The 25897-nt window shown below is 33.5% G+C and carries 24 protein-coding genes; 17 read left to right on the forward strand and 7 right to left on the reverse strand.

The window, feature by feature from the left end:
- The first annotated feature begins 86 nt into the window (after nt 1–86).
- Both C8P67_RS02990 and C8P67_RS02995 read left to right on the forward strand, forming a co-directional pair.
- Nucleotides 87–2159: a prolyl oligopeptidase family serine peptidase gene (locus tag C8P67_RS02990; protein ID WP_115810269.1), complete on the forward strand. Its 2073-nt coding sequence runs from the start codon at nt 87–89 to the stop codon at nt 2157–2159.
- A gap of 259 nt (nt 2160–2418) precedes the next feature.
- Entirely contained in the window at nt 2419–3294 is an 876-nt protein-coding gene (locus C8P67_RS02995) for a DUF808 domain-containing protein (protein WP_115810271.1), read from the forward strand.
- Nucleotides 3295–3395: 101 nt separating this feature from the next.
- On the opposite strand, the gene C8P67_RS03000 is transcribed toward C8P67_RS02995, so the two are convergent.
- A complete protein-coding gene (locus tag C8P67_RS03000) occupies nt 3396–3938 on the reverse strand; it encodes a hypothetical protein (RefSeq protein WP_115810273.1) in 543 nt (180 codons plus the stop codon).
- A 397-nt stretch (nt 3939–4335) separates the two neighbouring features.
- Here C8P67_RS03000 and C8P67_RS03005 point away from each other — a divergent pair, with 397 nt between their 5' ends.
- The gene (locus C8P67_RS03005; RefSeq protein WP_115810275.1) at nt 4336–4575 is read left to right on the forward strand and encodes a hypothetical protein; all 240 of its coding nucleotides are present in this window, start codon (nt 4336–4338) and stop codon (nt 4573–4575) included.
- A gap of 5 nt (nt 4576–4580) precedes the next feature.
- On the opposite strand, the gene C8P67_RS03010 is transcribed toward C8P67_RS03005, so the two are convergent.
- Nucleotides 4581–5030 (reverse strand): hypothetical protein, encoded by a 450-nt coding sequence (locus tag C8P67_RS03010; protein WP_147298191.1) that lies wholly within the window; start codon nt 5028–5030, stop codon nt 4581–4583.
- A gap of 258 nt (nt 5031–5288) precedes the next feature.
- Between C8P67_RS03010 and C8P67_RS03015 the strand changes: the two genes are divergently transcribed.
- A complete protein-coding gene (locus C8P67_RS03015) occupies nt 5289–5969 on the forward strand; it encodes an HAD family hydrolase (RefSeq protein ID WP_115810279.1) in 681 nt (226 codons plus the stop codon).
- Nucleotides 5970–6103: 134 nt separating this feature from the next.
- Nucleotides 6104–6757, forward strand: a complete 654-nt coding sequence (locus C8P67_RS03020) for an NADPH-dependent F420 reductase (RefSeq protein WP_115810281.1) — start codon at nt 6104–6106, stop codon at nt 6755–6757.
- A gap of 115 nt (nt 6758–6872) precedes the next feature.
- Here C8P67_RS03020 and C8P67_RS03025 read toward each other — a convergent pair whose 3' ends face one another.
- Nucleotides 6873–7874, reverse strand: coding sequence for an LLM class flavin-dependent oxidoreductase (locus C8P67_RS03025; RefSeq protein ID WP_115810283.1), 1002 nt, complete (start codon nt 7872–7874; stop codon nt 6873–6875).
- A 379-nt stretch (nt 7875–8253) separates the two neighbouring features.
- On the opposite strand from C8P67_RS03025, the gene C8P67_RS03030 reads away from it, so the two are divergent.
- The 6 genes from C8P67_RS03030 to C8P67_RS03055 all read left to right on the forward strand — a co-directional run bounded on the left by C8P67_RS03030 (nt 8254) and on the right by C8P67_RS03055 (nt 13733).
- A complete protein-coding gene (locus tag C8P67_RS03030; protein ID WP_115810285.1) occupies nt 8254–8886 on the forward strand; it encodes a hypothetical protein in 633 nt (210 codons plus the stop codon).
- Nucleotides 8887–8906: 20 nt separating this feature from the next.
- Entirely contained in the window at nt 8907–9410 is a 504-nt protein-coding gene (locus C8P67_RS03035; protein WP_115810287.1) for an endonuclease V, read from the forward strand.
- A gap of 179 nt (nt 9411–9589) precedes the next feature.
- A complete protein-coding gene (locus C8P67_RS03040; RefSeq protein WP_147298192.1) occupies nt 9590–10051 on the forward strand; it encodes a hypothetical protein in 462 nt (153 codons plus the stop codon).
- 274 nt (nt 10052–10325) lie between these two features.
- Nucleotides 10326–11276 carry a serine hydrolase domain-containing protein gene (locus tag C8P67_RS03045; RefSeq protein WP_115811024.1) on the forward strand — a complete coding sequence of 317 codons (951 nt, stop codon included), beginning with the start codon at nt 10326–10328 and terminating at the stop codon, nt 11274–11276.
- A 526-nt stretch (nt 11277–11802) separates the two neighbouring features.
- Nucleotides 11803–12690, forward strand: a complete 888-nt coding sequence (locus C8P67_RS03050) for a carbon-nitrogen hydrolase (RefSeq protein ID WP_115810291.1) — start codon at nt 11803–11805, stop codon at nt 12688–12690.
- A gap of 2 nt (nt 12691–12692) precedes the next feature.
- Nucleotides 12693–13733, forward strand: coding sequence for an agmatine deiminase family protein (locus C8P67_RS03055; protein WP_115810293.1), 1041 nt, complete (start codon nt 12693–12695; stop codon nt 13731–13733).
- 70 nt (nt 13734–13803) lie between these two features.
- Here the strand turns inward: C8P67_RS03055 and C8P67_RS03060 are convergent, their stop codons facing one another.
- Nucleotides 13804–16077, reverse strand: a complete 2274-nt coding sequence (locus tag C8P67_RS03060) for a M1 family metallopeptidase (RefSeq protein ID WP_115810295.1) — start codon at nt 16075–16077, stop codon at nt 13804–13806.
- A 235-nt stretch (nt 16078–16312) separates the two neighbouring features.
- On the opposite strand from C8P67_RS03060, the gene C8P67_RS03065 reads away from it, so the two are divergent.
- From C8P67_RS03065 to C8P67_RS03075, 3 genes are all read left to right on the forward strand, one after another.
- Complete coding sequence (locus C8P67_RS03065; RefSeq protein ID WP_115810297.1) at nt 16313–17164, forward strand: aldose 1-epimerase family protein; 852 nt, start codon at nt 16313–16315, stop codon at nt 17162–17164.
- Between the two features lie 20 nt (nt 17165–17184).
- Nucleotides 17185–17736, forward strand: coding sequence for a GNAT family N-acetyltransferase (locus C8P67_RS03070; protein WP_115810299.1), 552 nt, complete (start codon nt 17185–17187; stop codon nt 17734–17736).
- A 196-nt stretch (nt 17737–17932) separates the two neighbouring features.
- A complete protein-coding gene (locus C8P67_RS03075) occupies nt 17933–18382 on the forward strand; it encodes a GNAT family N-acetyltransferase (RefSeq protein ID WP_115810301.1) in 450 nt (149 codons plus the stop codon).
- A 135-nt stretch (nt 18383–18517) separates the two neighbouring features.
- Here the strand turns inward: C8P67_RS03075 and C8P67_RS03080 are convergent, their stop codons facing one another.
- Nucleotides 18518–18751 (reverse strand): VF530 family protein, encoded by a 234-nt coding sequence (locus tag C8P67_RS03080; RefSeq protein WP_115810303.1) that lies wholly within the window; start codon nt 18749–18751, stop codon nt 18518–18520.
- Between the two features lie 70 nt (nt 18752–18821).
- Between C8P67_RS03080 and smpB the strand changes: the two genes are divergently transcribed.
- Nucleotides 18822–19274, forward strand: coding sequence for an SsrA-binding protein SmpB (gene smpB / locus C8P67_RS03085; RefSeq protein WP_115810305.1), 453 nt, complete (start codon nt 18822–18824; stop codon nt 19272–19274).
- Between the two features lie 90 nt (nt 19275–19364).
- Nucleotides 19365–20036, forward strand: coding sequence for a DUF4136 domain-containing protein (locus tag C8P67_RS03090; protein ID WP_115810307.1), 672 nt, complete (start codon nt 19365–19367; stop codon nt 20034–20036).
- Between the two features lie 246 nt (nt 20037–20282).
- Here the strand turns inward: C8P67_RS03090 and C8P67_RS03095 are convergent, their stop codons facing one another.
- Complete coding sequence (locus C8P67_RS03095; RefSeq protein ID WP_170141401.1) at nt 20283–24035, reverse strand: transglutaminase domain-containing protein; 3753 nt, start codon at nt 24033–24035, stop codon at nt 20283–20285.
- 25 nt (nt 24036–24060) lie between these two features.
- Complete coding sequence (locus C8P67_RS03100; protein WP_115810311.1) at nt 24061–24702, reverse strand: protein-L-isoaspartate(D-aspartate) O-methyltransferase; 642 nt, start codon at nt 24700–24702, stop codon at nt 24061–24063.
- 167 nt (nt 24703–24869) lie between these two features.
- Between C8P67_RS03100 and C8P67_RS03105 the strand changes: the two genes are divergently transcribed.
- Complete coding sequence (locus C8P67_RS03105; protein WP_115810313.1) at nt 24870–25835, forward strand: Gfo/Idh/MocA family protein; 966 nt, start codon at nt 24870–24872, stop codon at nt 25833–25835.
- Nucleotides 25836–25897 lie beyond the last annotated feature (62 nt).

Genomic DNA, 25897 nt, shown 5'->3' on the forward strand with positions numbered 1-25897 from the left:
TTTAAGCTAAATGATTAAAAACCTTTTTTACAACAACACCGATACCAATACAAATTTAATATTAGCTAAAAATTTATAAACAATACATGAAAGTAAACACTTTTTTATTCTTGGCAATCTTGGGATTATGCCAAATTACTCAAGCACAAGATGACAAATACCAATGGCTGGAAGAAGTAGATGGCGTTAAGTCATTGGAATTTGTAAATGCTCAAAACAAAATTACTTTTGAGGAATTAAGCAAAGAAAAAGATTATCAATCAATGTTTAATAACGCCTTAGAAATATATAATTCTTCTGAACGTATTGAATACCCATCTATTTCTGGAAAATATGTCTATAACTTTTGGAAAGACAAAGATCATGAAAGAGGAATATGGAGAAGGTGCCTTTTAACACAATACATTAATAAAAATATTACTTGGGAAACCCTTCTTGATATAGATGAACTGTCAAAAAAAGACAATATAAAATGGGTATATAGCGGTGCAACAGGATTGTATCCTTCTTATGACCGTTTCTTAATTATGCTTTCAAAAGGCGGTGGAGATGCAGTTATAACAAAAGAATTTGATGTTAATACAAAACAATTCATCGAAAATGGATTTTTTATTGACGAAGCAAAAGCATCTGCCACCTATTTAGACGAAAACACTTTACTTGTATCTTCAGATTTTGGTGAAGGCACGATGACAACCTCTGGATATCCAAAACAAGTAAAACTATGGAAAAGAGGAACTTTGCTAAAGGATGCTCAACTCATTTTTGACGGACAATCCTCTGATGTTGGATCATGGGGTATTGTTTTACGAGATGGCGCACAATCCTATACATTAATAATTCAAGGAACAACTTTTTTTTCAAATAATTCATATATCTGGATCAATAATAAATTAATAAAATTAGATCTTCCAACAGACAGCAACATAAAAACTATTTTAAACAACCAACTAATTGTTGAATTAAAATCAGATTGGACCGTTAATACAATAACCTATAAAGCAGGAACACTTTTAAGTCTCGACTTTAAAAAAATAATAAACAATGAGAAGGAAATTCAAGTTATTCTTGTACCAGATGAATTTTCAAGTATTTCTGAAGTTTCGAGCACTAAAAATAAATTACTCATTAATTTATTAACAAATGTCACTGGGCAACTGTATATTTACTCATTTGCAAATGGCAAATGGGTGAATCAAAAAGTAAAAGCTCCAGATTTTGGAACTATTTCTATTGCTGCAACAGATGAGCTTTCAGATCAATATTTCTTTGAATTTGAAAACTTTACAACTCCTACTACAATATATAACGCTGATGCAAATAATAACACCTTTAAGGCTTACAAATCATTACCAGCTTATTTTGATGCCAATAAGTATCAGATAAAACAATTTAAAGCAAAATCAAAAGACGGTACAATGGTACCCTATTTTTTGGTCTCAGCTAAGAACATTAAAAATGATGGAAACAACCCGACTTTAATATATGCATATGGAGGTTTTGAGGTTTCTTCAAATCCATTTTATTCTGCAACATTTGGAATTTCATGGCTGGAAAAGGGCGGTGTTTTTGTATTAGCAAACATTCGAGGTGGCGGGGAGTTTGGACCAAAATGGCATCTTGATGGGATAAAGGAAAAACGCCAAAATGTATTTGACGACTTATACTCTGTTTCTGAAGACCTGATAACAAAAAAAATAACCTCATCAAAACACTTAGGCGTGATGGGAGGAAGTAATGGTGGATTATTAGTGGGAGTAGCCTTTGTGCAGCGTCCAGATTTATACAATGCCGTAGTCTGTGAAGTTCCATTATTAGACATGCATCGCTATAATAAACTACTAGCGGGCGCCAGCTGGATGGACGAATATGGAAATCCTGACATACCCGAAGAATGGAATTACATTAAAAAATATTCTCCTTATCAAAATCTTAAAACCAATGTCAAATATCCTGAAGTATTATTCACGACTTCTACTCGTGACGATAGGGTGAGTCCAGGACATGCCCGAAAAATGGTTGCCAAGATGAATGACATGGGATACAAAACGTATTACTACGAAAACACAGAAGGTGGTCATGGAGGCTCATCTACCAATGAACAAAAAGCAAAAGAAAATGCCTTAATATTTTCTTATTTACTGATGAAACTGCAATAAAAACTAAATAGTTACGCAATACAAAATTAAAAAAAACTGCACTAGTCAAAAGACTGGTGTTTTTTTTGCTGTGCATAATTAGTATTTTCAATTTTCTGCTTACTGTTTTACATTGAATAGAATTTATCGTATTTCAAAACAGATTATTGCGATAAATTCAGTCAAAAGTAGTAGTTTCGTATTTTTAAATAATCAAACACTGGGCAAAAGATTTTGATACTTCATCCAAATTTTAGTCTGGTTTCTTAAAACACTTATAATGGCATCAGGTTTTTTCGCACTATTAGATGATATCGCAGCAATTATGGATGATGTTGCCGTAATGAGTAAGATTGCAACAAAAAAAACAGCAGGTATTTTGGGTGATGACTTAGCGGTCAATGCCGAAAAAGCTTCAGGATTTGCCTCTTCGAGAGAATTGCCTGTATTGTGGGCTATAGGGAAAGGTTCACTTATCAATAAATTAATTATATTACCAATAGCATTCTTATTGAGCGCTTTTTTCCCAATAGCAGTTATCATCGTTTTAGTCCTTGGCGGACTATATTTAGCGTATGAAGGCGCCGAAAAAATATATGAATTTATATTTCATCGCGGACACAAAGGAGCCGAAATTGAACTCAAAGAATTCACCGAAGAAGAAATCCTGGAAATTGAAAAGGATAAGATAAAATCAGCAATAGTAACCGATTTTATTTTGTCAGTAGAGATTGTGATTATTGCATTAGGTACTGTAATTGAAAAACCGCTGTTATCTCAGATTATTGTGGTTTCTTTTGTTGCCATAATTGCGACTGTAGGTGTTTATGGAATCGTAGCTTTGATAGTACGAATGGACGAAGCGGGCTATAAACTTATTAAACACAGCAGTAACAATCGTGGTATCGTATTCCATATAGGAAACATATTGGTACAAGCCTTACCAAAAGTTATCAAAAGCCTTGCAGTTATCGGCACGATCGCACTGCTTCTTGTGGCTGGCGGTATATTTGTACACAAAATTGAGTTCTTACATCATTTATTTCCTGAATGGCCAGCTATTGTAAAGGAATTTAGCTTTGGGCTTGTAATTGGATTTATTGCTTTAGGAATCGTAAACTTGTTCAAAAAGATATTCGGGATAAAACATCACTAGCCAATCTTATATCTTTCCTTTTTAAATCACTCGATAGCATTAAATATAATCAAAAAAACACCCATCATGTGATGGGTGTTTTTTTGTAAACCAGTGTCTATTTATCTGTAAATATTATGTCCGCTGGATTTCCAATTTTGTTCCAAATAATCAGCATCTTCATCGTTTCTAGGATGCACACCCAAAACAACATGGCCGTCTTTAATTCCAGATTCATATATTTTAGCACGGTCTTCTGGAATTCCAGATCCTACAAGCGCTCCTATCAGACCACCTGCAATTCCTCCGGCTCCTGCACCCGCTAGTCCTGCCGCCAAAGGTCCAGCAATAATTAATCCTAATCCCGGAATAACTACACTTGTCCCAATTGCAGCAATAACTCCTGCAATAGCACCGATTGTCCCGCCAATGGCAGATCCGGTACCAGCTGTTTCTGCTGCTTTGGTCCCAAGTTCTGAATGATCATTTTCATCTGAATAATATTTTTTACGGGTCTCGTCCGACATCAGCAGGTTGACATCGTCTTTTGAGTATCCACGTTCATTAAGTGTATTATATGCATTTTCTGTACTTTCGCGATCAGCGAACATTCCTGTCAGCATTGGACGTCTGCCAGTGCCTTCGTTGTTGTGATTATTTTCCATGATATTTTTTTTTTTAGCAGTGGATTTATTTCCACAAATACAAAGTTGGAGATAATGCCACGGAGGATTTTACAGAATTTTATAGAAATATTGTAAAATATACAGAATTAAATTACGGAATAACTTACTATAATTCTCCTATTTTTTATCTATAAAACGCAACATACCATTGACTTAAGAATAAAACAGTAAATTAAAAACAACAAATAACTTAAATTTATTACAGCCAAAAAAATATGTTATTTCTTATATTGAATAAAAATAAATGTCTATTGTCGGTATTTTAATAATTTTTAACTAACTTTAGCATAACTCTTGAAAGTTACTCTGTTCATAAAAGCAAGCTTTCTACCTTCAAAGAATTTTAAAGCAATTACTAATTTAATACCAAAACACCATGAAAAATAAAAAAATATCTCTATTAAACATCTTGATTGATTTTTTTGCCTCCCTTTATGATTTGGTAATTGACTTTTTTGCCTCTCTTTATGACATAGTTTATAACTCTATAAGTTTTTTAGGCGAATATGTGAAGTGGCTGACTACTATCCGTGTAAAATCTTCGGATTTCAGAACACCTGCTAAGGAATCCATACCAGTTCAAAATCAAAATCCTTTTGAAGCAATGGGCAGGTAAGAAAATTAATTACTTTTTTCAAAATAAAGCTGATTAACCAAATCGCTATTGCTATTGTTTTTCAGCTTCAAAGAAGTACCTGTATTCTCAATTACTTTCCAGCTTCCGCTCAAATGGAGCAAGCTGGAAGAGGTGCCGAACGAAAGTATAAAAATTGTACTGGATATATCATCATCACTCGTGCTTTTGGATACGGACCAAACACCAGTATAAGAATCTGCCTCTTTCGCAGCCGTTACTACTGTGTTGTCGTCAAAAGCAAAATTATATCCCGCATACTCTTGGGTAATATCTTCACCCGACTCATAAAAATAAGTAACTTTCCAAGTCCCATCCTGCACAGTATCTGATACATCATTAGCTCCTGTTTTGTTGTCATCATTGCTGCAGGAAATAAAAACTGCCATAATAAACGCTATGGTCAAAACTTTTCGAAAAACAATAATATATTTCATATTCATGGAGAAATTAGGTCAGTTTTTATTTATGCCTTTTTGTAAAATTAAGAATTAAAATTAGACTTCAAATCAATTATTTCATCGCTCTTTTATTTATACTCATTTAGTTTTTGGCTAAGAATTGAAATTTCCGCTAAAAATTGAAGTATATAATTAGCAAAAGTCATACAAAGCAAAAAAACAATATTCTTATCTTTGAACTCATTAGTAAAATGAAAATCGAAATGAAATTTTCGATGAATTAAAAAAATAAAAATGAAATATAAAGGCGTTATTTTTGATTTAGACGGCACATTAGTAAACTCACTTGAAGATATTGCAGATGCAATGAACAAAGTCCTTATAAACCTAAATTATCCCACCCATAGTTATGAAAGCTACCAATACTTCATTGGAAGCGGCCTGCGCAATTTAGTAAGTAAATCGTTGTCTGAAACTCATAATCATGAACAGCATATCGATAAATGCTATCAATTGATGATTGAGGAATATACCAATAATTGTACCCGAAAAACAAAAACATACGAAGGGATTGCTTTATTATTGGATCACTTAATTTCAAACAATATAAAACTAAGTGTCTTTTCAAATAAGTCGGATGAGCTTACTAAGAAAATCACTGCTGATTTGTTTCCAGATATTTTTGAAAACGTAGTCGGTTTACGTATTGAGGAGCTAAAAAAACCAAATCCATCTGAAGCCCTGGCTATATGTGAAAGCTTAGGATTAAAAACTGAAGAAATCATTTTCGTCGGTGATTCCGGCATTGATATGCAGACAGCGGTAAATGCTGATATGCTTGCAGTTGGTGTGTCTTGGGGATATCGCCCAGAAGAAGAGTTAATTGCTGCAGGAGCAAAATATGTAATAAACCATCCTTTGGATTTGATAAAGATCATACAGCCAAGCGACGAAGCAGTTTTAACTCAAAAGTAGGCTCCAAAATCTGTAAAAAATAAAACTTCTTAAAAATTAATTCTAGCATGATAATTGATTATGATTTTTAAAAAATGTATTTCTTTTATATATTTTTTTAACTTTATATTTCACTAAATTTTAAAACAAACAGAATGAAAATAGGAGTTTTAGGAACGGGAGCTGTTGGTACAGCAATTAATTCCAAATTAATAGAATTGGGTCATCAGGTAATGATAGGCTCAAGAGACAATACAAATGAAAAAGCAATTGAATTTGTAGATAAATTTGATTCAAATGCCAGCAGTGGAACCTTTGAAGAAGCAGCCTCTTTTGGAGAAATTATCTTTAACTGCATCAAAGGCGAGTTTGCTGTAGCAGTATTAAAATCTGTGGAAAACAGTATTCAAAACAAAATCCTTATCGACATCAGTATCCCTGTAGACACAAGCAAAGGAGCTCCATTGAGCTTAATCCCTGAACTCTGCAATACTAACTCACTGGGTGAAGAAATCCAGAAAAACCTTCCGGATACCAAAGTGGTAAAAACCCTGAATACCATGTGGAGCACGCTTATGACTGCTCCTGGAACTTTAAAAAACGGAGATCACACTAATTTTATATGCGGTAATGACGACGAAGCTAAAGCCACCGTAAAGAGTCTCCTTAACGAAATTGGGTGGAAAGATGAAACCATCTTAGATTTAGGCGACATTGTGGGTTCAAGAGGAACTGAGGCTACCGTCCTGCTATGGCTTCGAATTTGGGGAGCCACTATAGGTACTTTCAGCCTTAAAGTGGTTAATTAAAAAATAATCCTAAAATAGAGAAAGACTGCAGTGTAATAAAATACACTACAGTCTTTTTTATTTGATAATGTGACAAAAACACTTTCTTTTAACCGCAAAAAAAAACTGATACAGATTAAATACTATCTACAACCTCTTTCATCATCTGCAGACTTTTCAATTTATCGATATGGCTATATATTGGGCTGCTGATCATCAGTTCGTCGATTCGGGAATAACGAATAAATTCTTTTAATTCTTTGACTAATGTTTCCTTACTGCCTATAAAAGAACCAGCCGTCATTTGGTTAACATGAAAACGCGCTTCTTCACTCATATTATTCATAAGATCGGTCAGGGAAGCCACAGGAGGCTGTAATGGTTTGCGGGTATTTTGAACTAAATTCTGAAACATCTGATACAGACTGGTAGAAAGAATTTCGGCTTCTTCATCCGTATCGGCAGCTATAGCATTGACGCAGGCCATCGTTTTAGGCTCCTGAAGAAATTCTGAGGGCTTAAAATTCTCCCTGTAAAACTCAAAAGCCTGAATCATCTGCCGCGGTGCAAAATGCCCTGCAAAAGCATAAGGTAAACCATATGCTGCAGCCAATGTGGCGCTGTCCATACTTGATCCCAAAATCCAGATAGGCACATTGGTTCCTTCTGCTGGAAAAGCACGGACACTAGCCGTGGCGTTATCTTCCGAAAAATAATCCTGCAATGCCGATACATTTTTAGGAAATCGCTGTGACTCCTCAAAAAAATCTTTTCGTATAGCTTGTGCTGTCTGCGAATCGGTTCCTGGCGCTCTTCCCAAACCAAGGTCAATACGGTCCGGATACAAAGTTGCCAGTGTCCCAAACTGTTCGGCAATAATGAGCGGAGAATGATTTGGCAGCATAATCCCTCCCGATCCTACTCGTATATTTTGTGTCATACTCGCAACATACCCTATCAAAACCACCGTTGCCGTACTCGCAACATGTGCCATATTGTGATGCTCAGCCAGCCAAAACCGCTTGTAATCCAGAACATCTGCAAGCTGCGCCAGCTCTTTGGTTTTCTGCATCGTTTCGGTGGCATTGCTTCCTTCGGTAATTATGGCTAACTCTAATAAGGATATTGGAATTTTCATATTTCAATTATAATTTTGTACAAAATTAACTATAAAATCATATTGCATTTAGGATTTCACTGTTAATTCGATTATAATTTATTTTATTACGCATGATTTTTAGGAGCAGAAACTCAATACAATTTCATCAGCATTACTCCCGCTATTCGTTGCAATCTTATATGCCGAACCCCGGCATATAAGGATTTTTACTGCTATCGGGGCTGGACCAGATGTTTTAGTATTTCAGCTGGCTGTACTATGACTGCAAAGATTTTGTTTATGATATTAAAATACAATATATTTACTACAATTGCAGGACAAAGCAAGTTATATTAGATGTATAATCACTATATTATAGGGAGTACACACTAATTAGCTGACATTTTAGAAAAAAACGATGAACACAAGAGAATCTTTTAATTATTTTACTAGTCAAACAGGAATACAAATTCCTCAAAATGTTTTGAATATATATTCAAATGGTGACACTGATAATTCCGAATTTATTCGTCTTTTTAAACCACAAATTGATTCTATAAAAAAAGGTTATAATCCAGAATTAAGAGTGTTGATTTCTGAAAATTTTGCTAAAGAAATCTTAACTTTAATTCACGAATATTCATACGAGGAAAGAATTACTACTTTATATAAAGAAATATTCAATAATAAAAATTATGGAAAAGAATTAAAGCTTGATACTAATATGGATAAAATTGTTATTGAAGAAGTTTTATATTCTGTAACTGATTATAATTATAAAGAAAATACATTTAAATTTCCGTTAATTCAAAAAGCATATAAAAAAATTAATTCAAATCCTGAAGAAATAAAAGTCTTTTTAGTATTGTGGTGTGATTGCGGAGGAGAGGGAGGATTAATAGTACGAGGTAAAAATATTGGTTGTGACACAGGTTATACACACAGTGATAGTTCAGAAATAGAATTTAATGGTAAAATATATGAATATGATGGTTACCTATTTGAAAAACACGAAAAATTACACAAAGCAATATTATCAAAAAGTAATTAATATAAAATTTATAGCATAAAATGATATTAGCATTTGATACTTATTACTACGAAAATAAAGCCAAAACGGTTTGTTTAAGTTTTGAAGATTGGAATCAGGAAGATAAATTTGAAATTTATACTGAAACACTTTTCGAAATAGAAGAATATGTTTCAGGGGAATTTTACAAAAGGGAACTTCCTTGCATTATAAGTTTAATTTCAAAAATAGATTTAAAGAAAGTAAATTTAATTATAATTGATGGTTTTGTTTTTTTAAATGATGAGAGCAAGTTTGGTCTCGGTGCATATCTTTATCACGAATTAAATAAGAAGATTCCAATTATTGGTGTAGCAAAACGAGATTTTGCAACAATTGAAAAAAATAGAATAAAATTATACAGAGGAAAAAGCGAAAATCCTTTATTTATTACATCTATTGGAATTGAATTAAATATAGCTTCAAAAATAATTGAAGAAATGAATGGAAAATACAGAATTCCTACTTTGCTGAAAGAAGTGGACAGGCTAACTAAAGAAAAATAAAAACGTCAGCTAACAGCTACTATAACGGATTTGGGCAATTGGCTTAATGGAAAGATGGTTTTGTATGTGAATGATTGGGCAAATCCGAAGAATGGGCTTAATTTAGTCCCAAACCCGCTGTAGTACCAGAACGTTACCAGCAATGATACAGTCCCAAAAATACTATGATAAGATAAAATATGGAAGCACTTTGGACATTTCCCCTTTACATAATCAGCCCTTTGATTGGTACAATATTAACTCTTATCGGTATTTTAAAAATTAGAAAAAGTGATACAAATAAAACTCTTTATATAGGGTTAGGTTTTCTCTCACTACCATTAATTCATCTTGCATTAGTTTCTATATTTCAGCTAAAATTTGAAAGTAAAATCGTAGGCAACTACAATCTCGGAAAAGAAAAAGATGTACTAATTGTCTATGACAACGAGACTTTCACTCTGAATAAATCCAGACAATATAATAATGTCGGCAAAGGAAAATGGAAAATTGAAGAAATCGATTCACCAATACTAATTCTAGATTTTGACTCTATTAGAAAAAGTGAATTATGGTTAGAAATTGAGCAGAATGAGAAACAAATTGTTTTGAAAACTATTCCTTGGGGGAATAACATTTCAACAGAGTTTGTCAAGAAATAATCACTGCTGGTAAACAGCTACTCCAACTGATTCCGGCAATCGCCTTAATGGAAAGTGGGTTTTGTATTTGGATGATTTGGCAAATCCAAATAATGGCTTAATTAAGTTTCAAACCCACTGTAGTACCACAAACGTAAACCAAAATACCTTAAAGAATCCAAGAAATAAAAATATGCGATTAAACAAACAGCAATTCTCAATTCTTATTTTTCTATTACTTCTGACAAATAATTTATTTGCTCAGACTCAGCAAATAAAGCAAATTGACTCTTTAATGAAATGGTCAAACCAAATCGGAATTTTCAATGGAAATGTGCTTGTTTCAAAGAATAATAAAATAATTTACAGCGCTTCATTTGGCTTTGCCGATGCCAGTAAAACAAGCCAATTAACGAATGATTATAGATTTAATATTGGTTCTATTACTAAGGAATTCAGTGCGGTTGCATTAATGCAATTGAAAGAGCAAGGCAAACTGAAACTCGATGATAAGGTTTCGAAATTTATTCCCGAACTTCCAAAATGGGCAGACGAAGTTTCAATTAAAGATCTATTGCAATATACAAGCGGAATACCTGATGTAAATTGGAAAAATATAAAAAATGACAAAGATCTTTTTAATGGCTTGATGCTTATCGATACTCTTGATTTTAAGCCTGGCAAAAATTATGCCTACAACAATAACAATATTTTTTTAAGACATTTCATAGTTGAGCGATTAAGCGGAATGAATTATAAAATGTATGTCGAAAAATTCATCTTTCAGCCTTGCGAAATGAATTCGTCAGTAATGACACTTTTTGAAAATGAAGAAAATATAGCTAGAGGATTTAATAATAATTTAGTGGCAGACAAACCCGACTTACCAATAACTGGCGGAACCTATTTAACGACAATTGATTTATTAAAATGGGAAAATTGTCTGTGCTCGGAAAAAATAATTAACAAAAAATCACTTTACGAAATCGGTCAGCAATTTGATTTGCCCGAAACTCAATCGGCTTTGGGAGAAGCAAAATTTAAAAGTAAGAAAATAACTGAACATATACACGATGGCAGAATGGGAAACTATGAAGCCCTTTTGACATCTAACATGGACGAAAAGTTCACAATCATTTTATTAGACAATAACTATAACAAAAAAGTTTTTGAAATTTCAGACGCAATTATATCAATCTTAAGAAATCAAAAATATAAACTTCCCGAAAAAAGAACTGAAAAATAACCGTCACCTAACAAGGGTTTTGCGTCAGGTGGGCTGAAGTACAGAATTCAATCGCAGTTTACCAGCTCTACGAAGTCTCCCGACTTCCTCACGAATGCGGAATCAGCAATCTATAACAGCATATAAAGACATTTAAAATTTCGATAATTATTCGGAAGCTATTCATCACATTCAATATAATAACAATTCGAAAACTTGTACTTCTGACGAAGGAAGCAGGTCCGTAAGAACTGTAATTAATTTCAGCCAACGGTACTACACCAGCTATTTTTTATATTTATTTTAATATATTGATAGTTTCTTATAGTTCAATTATTAAATATTGTAATTGAATTATAATATTTAATGACTCAATTATGACCTAGTACAATTCTATTATAGACCTACATATCTCAATAATTATTTTATAAAAAAGGCCATTTACTTTTTAGAGTCATCGCAGACCTTTAAACTTTTCACAAAAACCAAAAGTCAGTACTGCAACTGTTTTAAAAAAGAACTATTTTTGCAGTCTAATTTTTTTAACATGTCAAAGAAGAAATATAAAATAGCGGTGATTCAACTGAATCTAAACGATGTTGCCGAGAACAACCTTAAAAAATGCCTAAGCTGGGTGCGTGATGCTGCCAGTCAGGGAGCCGAGGTGATTTCGCTGCCGGAGTTATACAGCAGTCATTATTTTTGTCAAAGTGAAGATGTCGATAATTTTGCTTTGGCAGAGCCATTGTACAGTACTTCCTTTATTGCTTTTAGTGCTTTGGCAAAGGAATTGGGAGTGGTAATCATTGTTCCTTTCTTCGAAAAAAGAATGGCTGGAATTTACCACAACAGTGCTTACATCATCGATACCGATGGGTCTGAAGCTGGATTGTACCGCAAAATGCATATTCCCGATGATCCGCATTTCTACGAAAAATTCTATTTCACGCCTGGTGATTTAGGATTTAAAACTATTCCGACTCAAAAAGGGAAAATAGGAACTTTAATCTGCTGGGATCAATGGTATCCTGAGGCAGCTAGACTCACAGCTTTGAAAGGAGCCGAGGTTTTATTTTATCCAACAGCAATTGGATGGCATCCGCAGGAAAAAGAACAGTACGGCGAAAACCAGCACGGAGCCTGGATGAGTGTTATGAAAGGGCACGCTGTTGCAAATGGTGTTTATGTTGCTGCCGCAAACCGAATTGGTCTGGAGCAGTATATTGAAGGAACTGCAGGAATCCAGTTTTGGGGATCTTCGTTTATAGCTGGACCTCAAGGAGAAATTTTGGCGCAGGCCTCACATGATAAAGAAGAAATCCTGATTGCCGAAGTAGATTTGGATTTACAGGAAAACGTACGCCAGAACTGGCCTTTCTTTAGAGACAGACGAATTGATGCCTTTGAAGATATTACCAAAAGAGCTATTGATTAATTATGAATACAAATAACAGACGTATCCCGGCAGAATGGGAAAAACAGCAGGGAATTTTATTATGTTTTCCGCACAACGGCAAAGATTGGCCTGGAAAATATGAAGCCGTGCAATGGGCATTTGTTGAATTCATCAAGAAAGTGGCCATTTACGAGCAGGTTTTTTTGGTAACTGCAGATGAAAATCAAAAGAGCAAAGTAACCGAAATGCTGGAAACAGCTCATGTAAAGATGACAAATGTCTCTTTCATTATACACAAAACCAACCGCAGCTGGATGCGCGATTCTGGACCAATTATTGTAAAAAATGGTTCCTCAAGAGAGGCATTGAATTTTAATTTCAACGGCTGGGCCAAATACAAGAATATCAATTTAGACAAGCATGTTCCTGCCAAAGTAGGCGAGTTTTTAAAAATTCCTGTGACTCAGGTAATGTACAAAGGCAAACCAGTTATCGTTGAAGGAGGTGCTATTGATGTAAACGGTCGCGGTACTTTATTAACTTCTGAAGAATGCTTGATGCATCCTACAATTCAGGTTCGAAATGCTAATTTCACAAAAGAAGATTATGAAGCTGTTTTCAAAGAATATTTAGGAGTAACAAATGTAATTTGGCTGGGTGACGGAATTGAAGGTGACGATACTCACGGACATATTGATGATTTATGCCGATTCGTCAATGAAGATACTATTGTAACTATTGTTGAAACTGATAAAAATGATTCGAATTACAAACCGCTGCAGGATAATTTGAAACGTTTACAAAATGCAAAATTAGAAGACGGAAAATCACCAGTAATTGTAGCTTTGCCAATGCCAAAACGTTTAGATTTTGAAGGATTGCGTTTACCTGCCAGTTATGCTAATTTTTTAATATTAAACAACTGTGTCTTGGTGCCGACATTTAATGATGTTAATGACCGAACAGCTTTAAATATTTTAGCAGAATGCTTTCCTGACCGTGAAATTATAGGAATAAGTGCTACTGATTTTATTTGGGGATTTGGCACGCTGCACTGCCTGAGCCAGCAGATTCCGGAATAAATAATTATAAAACCATAAAAAAAGACTTGCAGAAAAATCTACAAGTCTTTTTTTTATGGGTGTATTTTAATTAATCTCTTGTGAAAGACAATTTATTCCCCGTACTGTCAAGCAAATCAACTCCGTTTTTAGCTTCGTTAAACTGGAACGTAATTCCGGCCTCTTCTGATTGAAATTTATCTTTATCAATCAGAGAAAGCTGCACTTTTGGATAATCAGTAATTTGGGCAAAAAGGATTCCGTTTTTCTCGGTAAATTCAATTTTTAAAGGAGCTGCCTTAGTAGAAAACTTTCCTAAATATCCATCCAGAATAACATCTTTTTCAATTAGTCCTTTATCAGACATCCAAGTATTATTACTTTCATTTACATCTGGAAATACGTGATCGGGATCGATAACCACTTTTGCTATTTCTTCAGTAGTATTCACCTCGAAAGACCAATCTATATTTCGCTGCCAAATTTCAACCGGCAGATTAACTCTTGTAACTTTTCCGCTTTTTGTTTTTACATCCAAAATTACCGGCATAGCCATTTTTTCGAAATTTTCAATAGTTATAACTGCTCCTTTGCTTGGATCATTTTTCACATATTTAACAGAATTTACTCCTTGGTCTAAACGCCAGTTGTTAACGAACCAAGCTTTCCAAAACCAGCTTAAATCCTCCCCTGCCACATTTTCCATCGTTCTGAAAAAATCATCTGGTGCCGGGTGTTTAAAAGCCCAGCGCTCTATATAAGTTCTAAAAGCCAGATCAAAACGTTCTGTCCCTAATATTTGTTCTCTTAACATTACCAGTCCGGCACTTGGCTTGAAATAACACAAAAGACCAATATTTTTTTCCTTCATATTATCCGGCGAACTCATAACAGGCTCATTATTTGGATTTGTAAAATAATCCGCATTTTTATGAAGATCCCATACTTTACTTTTATATTCGCCATTATTAAAACCATTTGAGCTTAATGAATTAATAAAAGTATTGAATCCTTCGTCCATCCATCCAAACAAACGTTCATTAGAACCTACAATCATCGGAAACCATCCATGACCAAATTCATGATCAGTAACTCCCCATAAATCCTCTCCTTTGGACTCCCAGCTGCAGAAAACAATTCCAGGATATTCCATTCCGCCTTCATTTCCTGCCACATTTGTAGCTACCGGATAAGGATATTCGAACCATTTGTTAGAATAATGTTCGATTGAAGCTTTGGTATATTCTGTAGCACGTCCCCAAGCTTCATTCCCTGCGCTTTCAACTGGATATGCTGACAGCGCCAATGATTTTGCCCCGCTCGGCAAATTGATTCTGGCTCCGTCTAAAATAAATGCCGACGAAGATGCCCACGAAAGATCTCTTGAATTCTTAATTTTAAAATGCCATGTCTTTTCAGATGCAGTTCCAGCATTTGAAGCATTGGTAGCTACTTCCTCTGCGGTTCGAATCATTATAGCTTTTTCACTTTGCTTCGCTTGAGCAAGTCTTTTTTGTTCAGTGGCAGTATAAACAGCAGCTGCATTTAACAGTTCACCTGAGCAAACTACAATATGATTTGAAGGCACGGTAATATTTACATCAAAATCACCATATTCCAAATAAAATTCTGAAGCTCCTAAATACGGAGCAGTATTCCAGCCACGCAGATCATCATACACACACATACGCGGATACCATTGCGCCATGGTGAAAATTTTACCGTTTTTTGTTTCTAAAACTCCCATTCGGTCCGAGCCTTCTTTTGGAGAAATAAAAGAAAAATCAATTTTAATTTTAACAACTCCTCCTTTTGGATTCAAATCATCGGGAAGAAACACCTGCATTCTTGTATCATTAATGATGAATTTTGCTGTTTTTTCAACTGATTTTCCTTTTGAAACAGTAACGATTTTAACGGATTTAATTTTGTGTCCTCCGTCAAAAATTTCACCTCTTGCTCCATTCCGGCTTCCATTAAGCGGGATAAGCGCATTTCCTCTTGAATCGGCTTTGAACAAATTCTGATCCAGATGCATCCATACGAAAGACATTTTATCAGGACTATTATTAGTATACGTTACAATACCTGAACCAATAATTTCATTTGTCTTTTCGTTTAATTTTGCAGTTAGTTTATAGTCTGCCCTGTTTTGCCAGTACGCATATCCAGGCTCGCCGCTTGCAGAACGGGTTGGTGTTGCGTCTTTTGTATAAAAAGAGGGTCCAAAAGCATCATGATAATCATACTTTGAAACTGGTTTGGGATTAGCAGTGCCGGCGGGCGGAGTTTCTTGACTCCATGACGTGCCAGCCATAATTAATAAGGCCAATTGAAATATGGCGCCAAAACGATTGTTTTTCATGTTTGGTAAGGTTTAATTCCTGAATCGGGGATTGATGCTTTTAAGAATTCATTATTCTTCTTTCAAATTTTTTATCTATTAAAAGCAAATTAATGAATAAAAAAATAAAAATTAATCATAAAATTAAGAATTTAGTCAATTTTAACTTTAAAAAGTTTTTAGTTTTCCTTTTTGAAATAATAATTATAAATATCTTTACGACAGCATTTCTCAACAACAAAAAACGACTATTATTTTGACTACAACTATTTCTAACTCAATTTTAACCGCAGAAATAAAACATACTGGAGCAGAATTATGCTCTTTAAAAGATAATTTAAACAAAGAATACATTTGGAATGGAAATCCAGAATTTTGGGGAAAGCACTCCCCTGTTTTATTCCCAATTGTAGGTACTTTAAAAAACAATACTTATCAGTACAACAATGCTGACTACCATTTGTCCCGACACGGTTTTGCACGCGAAATGGAATTTGAATTGATTGCTAAGCAGGAAAACAGCGTTACTTTTTCATTAGCAGCTACTCCAAAAACCAAAGAAAAGTATCCTTTTGATTTTGATCTGCATTTAGTTTACACGCTGGAGAACAAAACATTGCAAATTGAATACAAAGTATTTAATAATGGTGAATCTAAAATGCCGTTTTCTATTGGTGCGCATCCTGCATTTAACCTGCCTAACGATTTTGAGAATTACTCTTTAGCATTCGAAAAAGAAAATTCTTTAAAATATTATTTACTCGAAGACGGTTTGATTTCGAATACAACAAATGAAGCATCGCTGGACAAAAATGAACTGCATTTGAATTATGGACTGTTTGCAAATGATGCTTTGGTTTTAAAAAACTGCAGTTCCAAATCGGTTACTATTTTAGAAAATTCTAAGCCGTTTTTGAAAGTAAGTTTTTCTGATTTTCCGGATTTAGGAATCTGGACACCGCCAAATGCGCCTTTTATATGCATTGAACCATGGTTTGGCTATTCGGACACTGTGGATAAATCTGGTGCGCTTTTGGATAAAGAAGGAATTCAGGTTTTGGACGCAGATGAGACTTTCCACGCTGCTTTCAGTATTGAGATTTTATAAAACAATTAAAACCAGAGAGTATGCTCGAAGTTAATTTTTTACCTTTTCCTGTATTAAAAACGGAACGATTAGTATTGCGCCGAGTAGTAGATAATGATGCTGAAACTATTTTGGCCCTGCGCTCCAATGAGGAAGTCATGAAATACATTCCGAGGCCGTATCTTAAAAATAAAGAAGACGCTCTGGAACTTATTGCCATGTTTGATGACAAAATTGAAAACGGAATCGGTATTAACTGGGGAATAGCATTCTTGGACAAACCTGAAAAAATCATAGGAATCATTGGTCATTACCGAATGAAACCGGAACACTACAGAGCCGAAGTGGGCTACATGCTCTTTCCTGAATACAATGGAAAAGGAATTATTTCGGAAGCACTGCAGCGAGTAGTTGATTATGGATTTAAAGACATGAAACTGCATTCTATAGAAGCCATTTTGGATCCTGAAAACACAGGTTCTGAAAAAGTTTTACTTAAAAACGGTTTTGTAAAAGAAGCACATTTAATTGAAAATGAATATTACGAAGGACGATTTCTGGACACCATGATTTATTCTAAATTGAATAAATAATTTTGAAAATGACTAGCTGAGATCATCTCTAAGCTGAAAAAACAGCCACAGATTAAAAAGATTCGCACAGATTTTTTTTTAAATTTTGCTAAACAAATCTGTGTAAATCCTTTAATCTATGGCATAAAACAAGGTTGATATTTCTCGACAACTATTAAACTGATGTCGGTTAATAAACAACTGTTTCAATTAAAATATGGAAATCAAAAAAGCAAGCTTAGGTGACAACGAGATTTTGACAAAAATAACAAAAAAATCAAAAGCCTATTGGGGATATTCTGAAGAGCAAATTTTGAAATGGAATGATAACCTGACGATTTCCAAAGATTATATTGAAAATAATTCTGTATTTAAATTAGTAAACGGCAATGAAATTGTCGGTTATTATTCATACATCATCAAAGAACAAAATGATGTACTGCTCGATAACCTATTTATTTTACCAGAATATATTGGAAAAGGATTCGGGAAATATTTAATGAACGATTTTTTAAATCGGATGAAGAATGAGAAATTCGAAAAGATAACATTAGATTCTGAACCAAATGCTGAAGAATTTTATCTGAAATTTGGATTCAAAAAAATTGGAGAGTTCGAAACTTCCATAAAAAACAGGTTTATGCCAATTATGGAAATTAGTCTTTAAAAAGTAAAACAATCACTTGTTATACATCTAAATCTTTATTATGAAAACTAATGCCCTAGCCCAGATGGGAACGGCATCCTCTTGTCCCAGGGTTCGGGACAAGAGATATAGTGGACAGCTGGATTGAGCTCCTAATTATTTGGATTGTATTTTTGGAAGTGTTTTGATATACAGATCTTCGACTTGTTTTCTTGCCCAATCTGTTTTTCGCAAAAAAGTAAGGCTTGATTTTACACTTGGATTTTCGTTGAACGATTTTATTTTAATCAGTTCTCCCAAGGTGTCAAAACCATAATATTCTACTAATGTCTCCACTATTTTTTGAAGTGTAACGCCATGAAGCGGATCTTTTGACTGCTGTTTTTCCATATTGCAAATTTATGGCATTTTCCCAAAAACAATTGTTCTTTCATTAATTAGTTCCTAAATTTGCCCTACTATGCAAAAAACTGTCAACATACTCAATAAAAGAGCCCGTTTCGATTATGAAATTCTGGAAACCTATACTGCCGGAATTGTTTTGGCCGGGACCGAAATAAAATCTATTCGCTTAGGAAAGGCTAATATTACCGAAAGTTTCTGTGAATTTAGCGGTACTGAACTTTTTGCCATTAATACTTATATCGAAGAGTATAGTTTTGGGAACCAATTCAATCATAAGGCTCGCAGTGAGCGAAAACTGCTTTTGAATAAACGAGAATTAAAAGGACTTGCCCGAAGCGTCCAGGCTAAAGGTCTGACAATAGTACCTTTGAAATTATTTACAAATGAAAAAGGTTTGGCTAAACTCCAGATCGGTCTTTGCCGTGGTAAAAAAACATATGATAAGAGAGAATCTTTGAAAGAGCAGGATACCAAAAGAGATTTAGACAGAATCAAAAAGGCTTATTAAATAAAAATCCCGTTAAAATTTTGTTTTTTAAATGTTATTTATATCTAAAAATAATTACTTTTACTTGTAGTAAAACAAACAAACAAAATTATGAAAAAAATTTTAATCGCTTTAATCTGTGTATGCTTAGCAAGTTGCGGAAGCAATACCTCAATCGTATCGAGCTGGAGAGATCCAAATGCTACGCTTTCTAAAGAACAATTCAAAAAAGTATTAGTTGTTGCGCTGGCAAAAGACGAAAGTACTAGAAGATCTACTGAAAATAGAATTGCATCTATTAACCCAAAAGTATTAAACCCTTCTTATAATTATTTGAACCAGCAAAATCTTAACCTTACGCAGGAACAAAAAATAAGTATTATTCAATCTGAAGGATTTGACGGAGCTATCACTTTACGTTTCATTAGAGCGGATAAACAAACAGAATATGTTCCTGGAACATCAAACTACTATGGAGGAATGGGATATCCTGGAATGGGATATGGTTACGTGGGAGGTTACGGAATGGGTTACGGTGCAGGATTTGGCGGATGGTACGGTGCTTATGCTCCTGCTTACTACACACCTGGATACTATCAGGAAAATGTTTACTATTATATTGAAACAAACATTTTTGATTTGAAAAACAACAAACTAGTTTGGAGTGCTACTACAAAATCACTTGATGTATCTGACATAAACACTACTGTTGATGAAATCATGGAAGCCTGTGTACAGCAAATGAGAGCTGACGGTTATATGGATCCTAAAGCAAAAAAATAAACAAATATTCTAAGGAAAACATACAGACAAAGGCAGCATATAAAGTGCTGCCTTTTTTCATACACCTTTATCAAGAAATCTACAAAACACAATGCCCTGAAGCAGTTTTTAATTCTTCTTTAAATAAAAACCTGCTGTAATTTATTAACTAGCATAAGTCAATACTTTCAGGCTTCGAAAAGCAGATACAAAAAAACCATTCACAGAATATGAATGGCTTTTGTAAAGATCAGGACTTCAAATAAATTATTTAAAACCTACAATTTGTTCTTCGGCAGCAATGACTTCTTCTACGAATTTTTTGTATTCCAAATAATCACTCGGCTTAATATTATCCCAAAGAATAGTAACCTCTCTATTTATCTTTAGTGAATTATTTTTCAAGAGTTCAAAATGCAGTGTATAGTTCTGATTCTTAAATGAAAACGTTTTACTCTCTGGTATTTCTGAAAATTTCTTTCCTTCGGGAATATTCAAAATTACTTCTGATTCATATTTATTGTTATTTTCATAATAGGAATAATTAATATCGAATTTTCTATTATCTGTAGCAATGATATCTCTTGTATATACTTTATCAATAAAAGGGATTTCTGTTATTTTGAGTGTACCAACTTTTTGTAAATTTTCATTTATCGAAAATTTAGTTTCGTAGGTAAGCGCTTTATCAAATGTTTCGTTTGCCACTAACTTAACTGACTGCAGACTCACTACTTTTTGCAATTGTTTATTATATCCCTTCTCAATTTCTTTATCCCTTACATCTTTTGTAGTCGCATCAGAAAAGAGCTCATTGTAATACGATTTTGTAGCTCCAGCAATAGTATGCGTATTTACAAACACTTTACTTTTATCATCTAAAGTAACAACAGAAGATGTTTTTAAACTGTTTTGAATTGTAGTATCAAAAGGGATATTTATTAATTTGGAAGCCTCATTTTCCTTTTTATCAAACGAAATTACTAGAGCATTTGCATTATATAATGAAGTCGGAAGCATTCTATACGGCAAATATTTATCTGTAAGTTCTAAGAAAACAACTTTATTATCAATTCTAGTCTGCACGATACAATGATTAAAATCCTTTGAAGGCAGTCTCATCGAATTGAAACCATTATCATTTGTTGAAACCAAAACCAAATTAGACTTTAATCCTGCATATTCAGACAATGCAACAAACAAGGTCGAAACGTCTTTACAATCTCCCAACTTTGTTGTTATTGTCTTAGAAGGTTTTTGAGGAACATAACCACTTTGTCTAAAATCTAAAGAGCTATAGGTAATATTTTTTTCTATGTAGCTATAGATTGCTTTTGCTTTCTCGTCATCACTTAAGTTAGCAGTTCCTTTTGGAAAAATAGTATTAAAAGTATCTTTGGTAATTTTATCCGATTTTAAATTTTTCTTTACTAAATCCGAATACCAATTTGATATATCACTCCATGATTTAATAGTTCCCACTTCAATTGTATTGGTCAAATCACTTGCTATTGGCGCATAATCTTCTTTAAGCGATAAAGCTGGAATATTAGTTCTTTTCCAGATACTGCAGTTCTTTCCATTGATTTTTTTAGTTATCGGCACTATATCACCGTTACTAAAACTGGTATAATACTTGCTGTCTTCTGGTGTTATTAAACCAAAAATGGCTTCAGTAGATGGATAATCACTGTCAAAATAACAGCTTATATTAAAGTCTTTATAGAATCGGCCGGTTCCGTTGTCAATGCGTTCATAATATAAATAGATAACATCACCTACTTTTAAATTAGAAAACACTAATAAATTGTCACCTTCTTCAGCAGGGACTATTGTCCCGTCTGCTTTTATAATTTCAGCTTTTATAACGGTATTATAATTTAAGTTCAGCGAATATTCTTTCATTTTTTCGATACCGCTTTCAGTTGTTATTTCATACAGGTAAGACATTTTTGACTTTCTTCCGCCTTCAGGAAAAACATTTACAATGTATTCGTCAAGTAATAATACAACTCCGTAATCACTCTTTAATTTAGAATTTCTTCTGGTTTTAGCCAGTTTATATATGTCTTTCGTAGCTATTTCTTCAATTTCATCTGGAATTTTGGAAATATCATACAGCTGCTTTCTCAATTTCCCGTTACCTGAATTATGGGTCAAAGACTGACGGATATACTTCTCTGCTTCTTTATTATTTTTCATCAGATTATAAATCCCCGCTTTCTTTTCCATATTTGTAAAAGAATATGGAAAATTGCTCAGATTTTCATCAATGACAGCTAATGCTTCATCATATTTATTTTCGTTAGACAAAATAGTTATGTAATCATTTCTGAATAAATTTATATAACTATACTCTTTAATTCGTCTTTTTACAATTCTCTCGACTGCAGCTTTATTATTAAGCTCATTATAATAAGTAATTAATAAATTATCAACTTCTGTAATTATTTTATCTTTCGATAATTCTTCCAAAAGAGCAATAGTCTTTGCTTTGTCATTTTTTAGTTTTAAATATAAAGTAGCTGATGCAATTTTAAACTTTTCATTTCCATACGTATCTTTATCAATATCACTCAGAAGTCTAAACATTTCCTCAACATCTTCCTTTTTTGATGCAATCATAAAATCAAACATCAGCTCACAAAAACGCTGTTTGTATTTTTTGGAACGATTTTTATAAATTTCCAAATCAGCAATAGAAGAGTTTTGAAGCCATTTACTATCTAATATTTTCGAGAAAGTAGCATAATAATAATCAATATCGTTTTTCTCTATATTTTTTACAATCTCCTGTTTCTTTTGTGCTTCATCACCAACTAAATCATAATAACGCAGAAAATAACTTGCAATAAAAGAACTGTTTGGATATTTCACGTCAAGACCTTCAATAGCTTCATAAGCACTAATGTATTTGGTATTCGATTCATATGCTGCATATTGGAATAATTTATATAATAGATTATTCGGATATTTTTTCACCAAATTATCAAAATACAATTCATAATCTAATTTCAGAATTTCTACTTCAGCAGCATCTCCCTTCGAAATGGTATAAGGAAGATATTCTTTATTGAATTTCAAATCATTGGCCACGGTATAATCTAGATTTTTAACTTGTGCCGAAAAATAATCGCCTCCTCCATAGGTAGATAATTTAAAAAGCAGCCTGTTAACACCTTTTTCTAAATTAATTTTTAAAGTGTAAGCATCCAGATTTGTTCTTTTAATATCTTGATTGAAATAAATTTCTTTATCATTCAAAAATATTTTCAATCCCTGACTGGCACCAAAACGTAACAGAAAACTTTTCTTTTCGGGCGAATCAATAAAAGTCTGGGCATATATAATTCCATTTCCATATTCTCCCTCGTTTGTAAAAAACTGGTACGCATCATTTTCTATATCTTTTGGATTGTACCAGCCAATTTTACCATTGCTGTTAGCATCAAAAAGTTTATCATTTTTGGCATAAATTTCAGGCTCGTATTCAATTTCCAAACCACTGCCATTCAAGTTTTCAAAAACACCGCAAAACTGCCATTGCGTTATGACTCCCAAATCAGCAAACGACTTTTGAGCATCTTCAAATTTCATTCTTTTGCGCTCAAATATTGCTTTTCTGTATTTAACAATAGGCAGGTCTTTAAACTTTGGTGATGAAGCCAGATAATCAATTTTAGTATATGTCAGATCATTGCAGGCGTCCGTCGAAATATCACTAAGTATCATATCTTTATTAATAAAAGGTGCAATATAGTACTGAGAATTCGGAAGCTTTTCTAAATTTTTAAGCATAGTCTCATCAAAGCTTATCTTCCCAGACTGTTCATCTATAAATGCGTCCAAAAACAATAAATCAATGTTAGTTGTTTTACTTTTTCCAAACTGTTTATCAAATAAAACTCTTGCCTCATCCCGTTTATTATTAATCAGCAAATTCAATACATTAGTGTAATCTGCCTGCGAGTAAATAAAATTTGAAACAAACAGTAAAAACAGAATAGTAATTTTTTTCATAATTTTTGGTTGGTTAAGTAGCATTTTAATTTTTATCTTCTAATAAAGGAACAAAGCGAAACTCTCCAAATTCATGTTTTTCAAACTGTGTTTCATTTACACGAATAAGCATAGTCATTATTTGAACATTTTCTCCTAATGGAATAACAAGCCTTCCTCCTACTTTGAGCTGTGCCATCAAAGGCTGCGGGATAAAGGGAGCACCGGCAGTAACGATTACACTATCAAAAGGCGCATAATTTGGAAGTCCTTTATAGCCATCTCCAAAAGAAAGATGTTTAGGACGAATCCCAAGTTTTGGCAGTAAAACAGAAGTTTTTTTGAACAGCTCATTTTGTCTTTCTATAGAAAAAACCTGAGCGCCCATTAAACACAAAACCGCTGTCTGATATCCTGAACCTGTACCAATTTCCAACACTTTGTGCCCTTTCTGGATTTCTAACAACTGTGATTGAAAAGCTACAGTATAAGGCTGAGAAATTGTCTGACCTGCTGCGATAGGAAAAGCTTTGTCCTGATAAGCATAATCTTCAAAACTGGAGTTTAAAAATAAATGACGAGGGATTTTTTTTATAGCTTCCAGAACATTCTTATCTGCAATTCCTTTTTCCTTTAAGGTATTTACTAATTGATTTCGAAGTCCTTGATGCTTGGCTGTATCTTTCAAAATTTAAGATTTATATTATAGAACAAAAATAGAAAACTAAATCAATTTCCTTCTCAAAATAAAATCAAAATTAATACTCCCAAACAATAAAAAATAAGCACGTAATTTAGAATCTTATAAATTGGAATTTCTTATTTTATTACTATTTTTGTGGAAACATCATTATTATGCTGAAAATTGGAGTATTAGGTGCTGGGCACCTGGGTAAAATACATTTGCGTTTATTACAACAATCTGAAAAGTATGAATTAGTTGGTTTTTATGACCCCAATCTAGAAAACGCCGAAAAAATAAACAAAGAATTTGGTTACAAAAATTTCAATACAATTGCAACACTTATCCATGCAGTAGACGTTATTGATATCGTTACACCTACACTTTCCCATTATAAATGTGCCAAAGTAGCCATCAAATCCGGAAAACATGTTTTTATTGAAAAACCCATTTCAAATACCATTGAAGAAGCTGAAGAAATCATTGCATTAGCAAAAGAATTCAATGTAAAAGGTCAGGTTGGTCACGTAGAAAGATTCAACCCTGCATTTATCGCTACCAAAAACATGATTGAAAACCCAATGTTTATTGAAACACATCGATTAGCAGAGTTCAATCCCCGCGGAACTGACGTTCCTGTAGTTTTGGATTTAATGATACATGATATTGACGCCATTTTGAGTGTTGTGCAATCGAAAGTAAAAAGCATCAATGCGAGCGGAGTTTCTGTAATCAGTGATACACCAGATATTGCAAATGCCAGAATTGAATTCGAAAATGGCTGCGTGGCAAATTTGACTGCGAGCCGAATTTCACTGAAAAATATGCGTAAATCAAGATTTTTTCAAAAAGATGCCTACATCTCTGTTGATTTTCTTGAGAAAAAATGTGAAGTAGTCAAAATGAAAGATGCACCAGAAGTTCCTGGCGATTTTGATATGATTTTGCAAAATGCTGAAGGGGTAAAAAGACAAATCTATTTTGAAAATCCAGATGTAGAAAGCAATAATGCTATTCTTGACGAATTAGAAACATTTGCTGATGCAATTAATAATGATACTACTCCAATTGTAACATTGGAACAAGCTACTGATGCCTTGAGAGTTGCCTATCAGATTATTGATTGTTTTAATAAATAAAAAAACTAAAAATTTCATTAAAGTTTAAGGTTTAAAGTCTAATATGTAGATTTTAAATTTTA

It is taken from the genome of Flavobacterium aquicola (assembly GCF_003385115.1).
Taxonomy (GTDB): domain Bacteria; phylum Bacteroidota; class Bacteroidia; order Flavobacteriales; family Flavobacteriaceae; genus Flavobacterium; species Flavobacterium aquicola.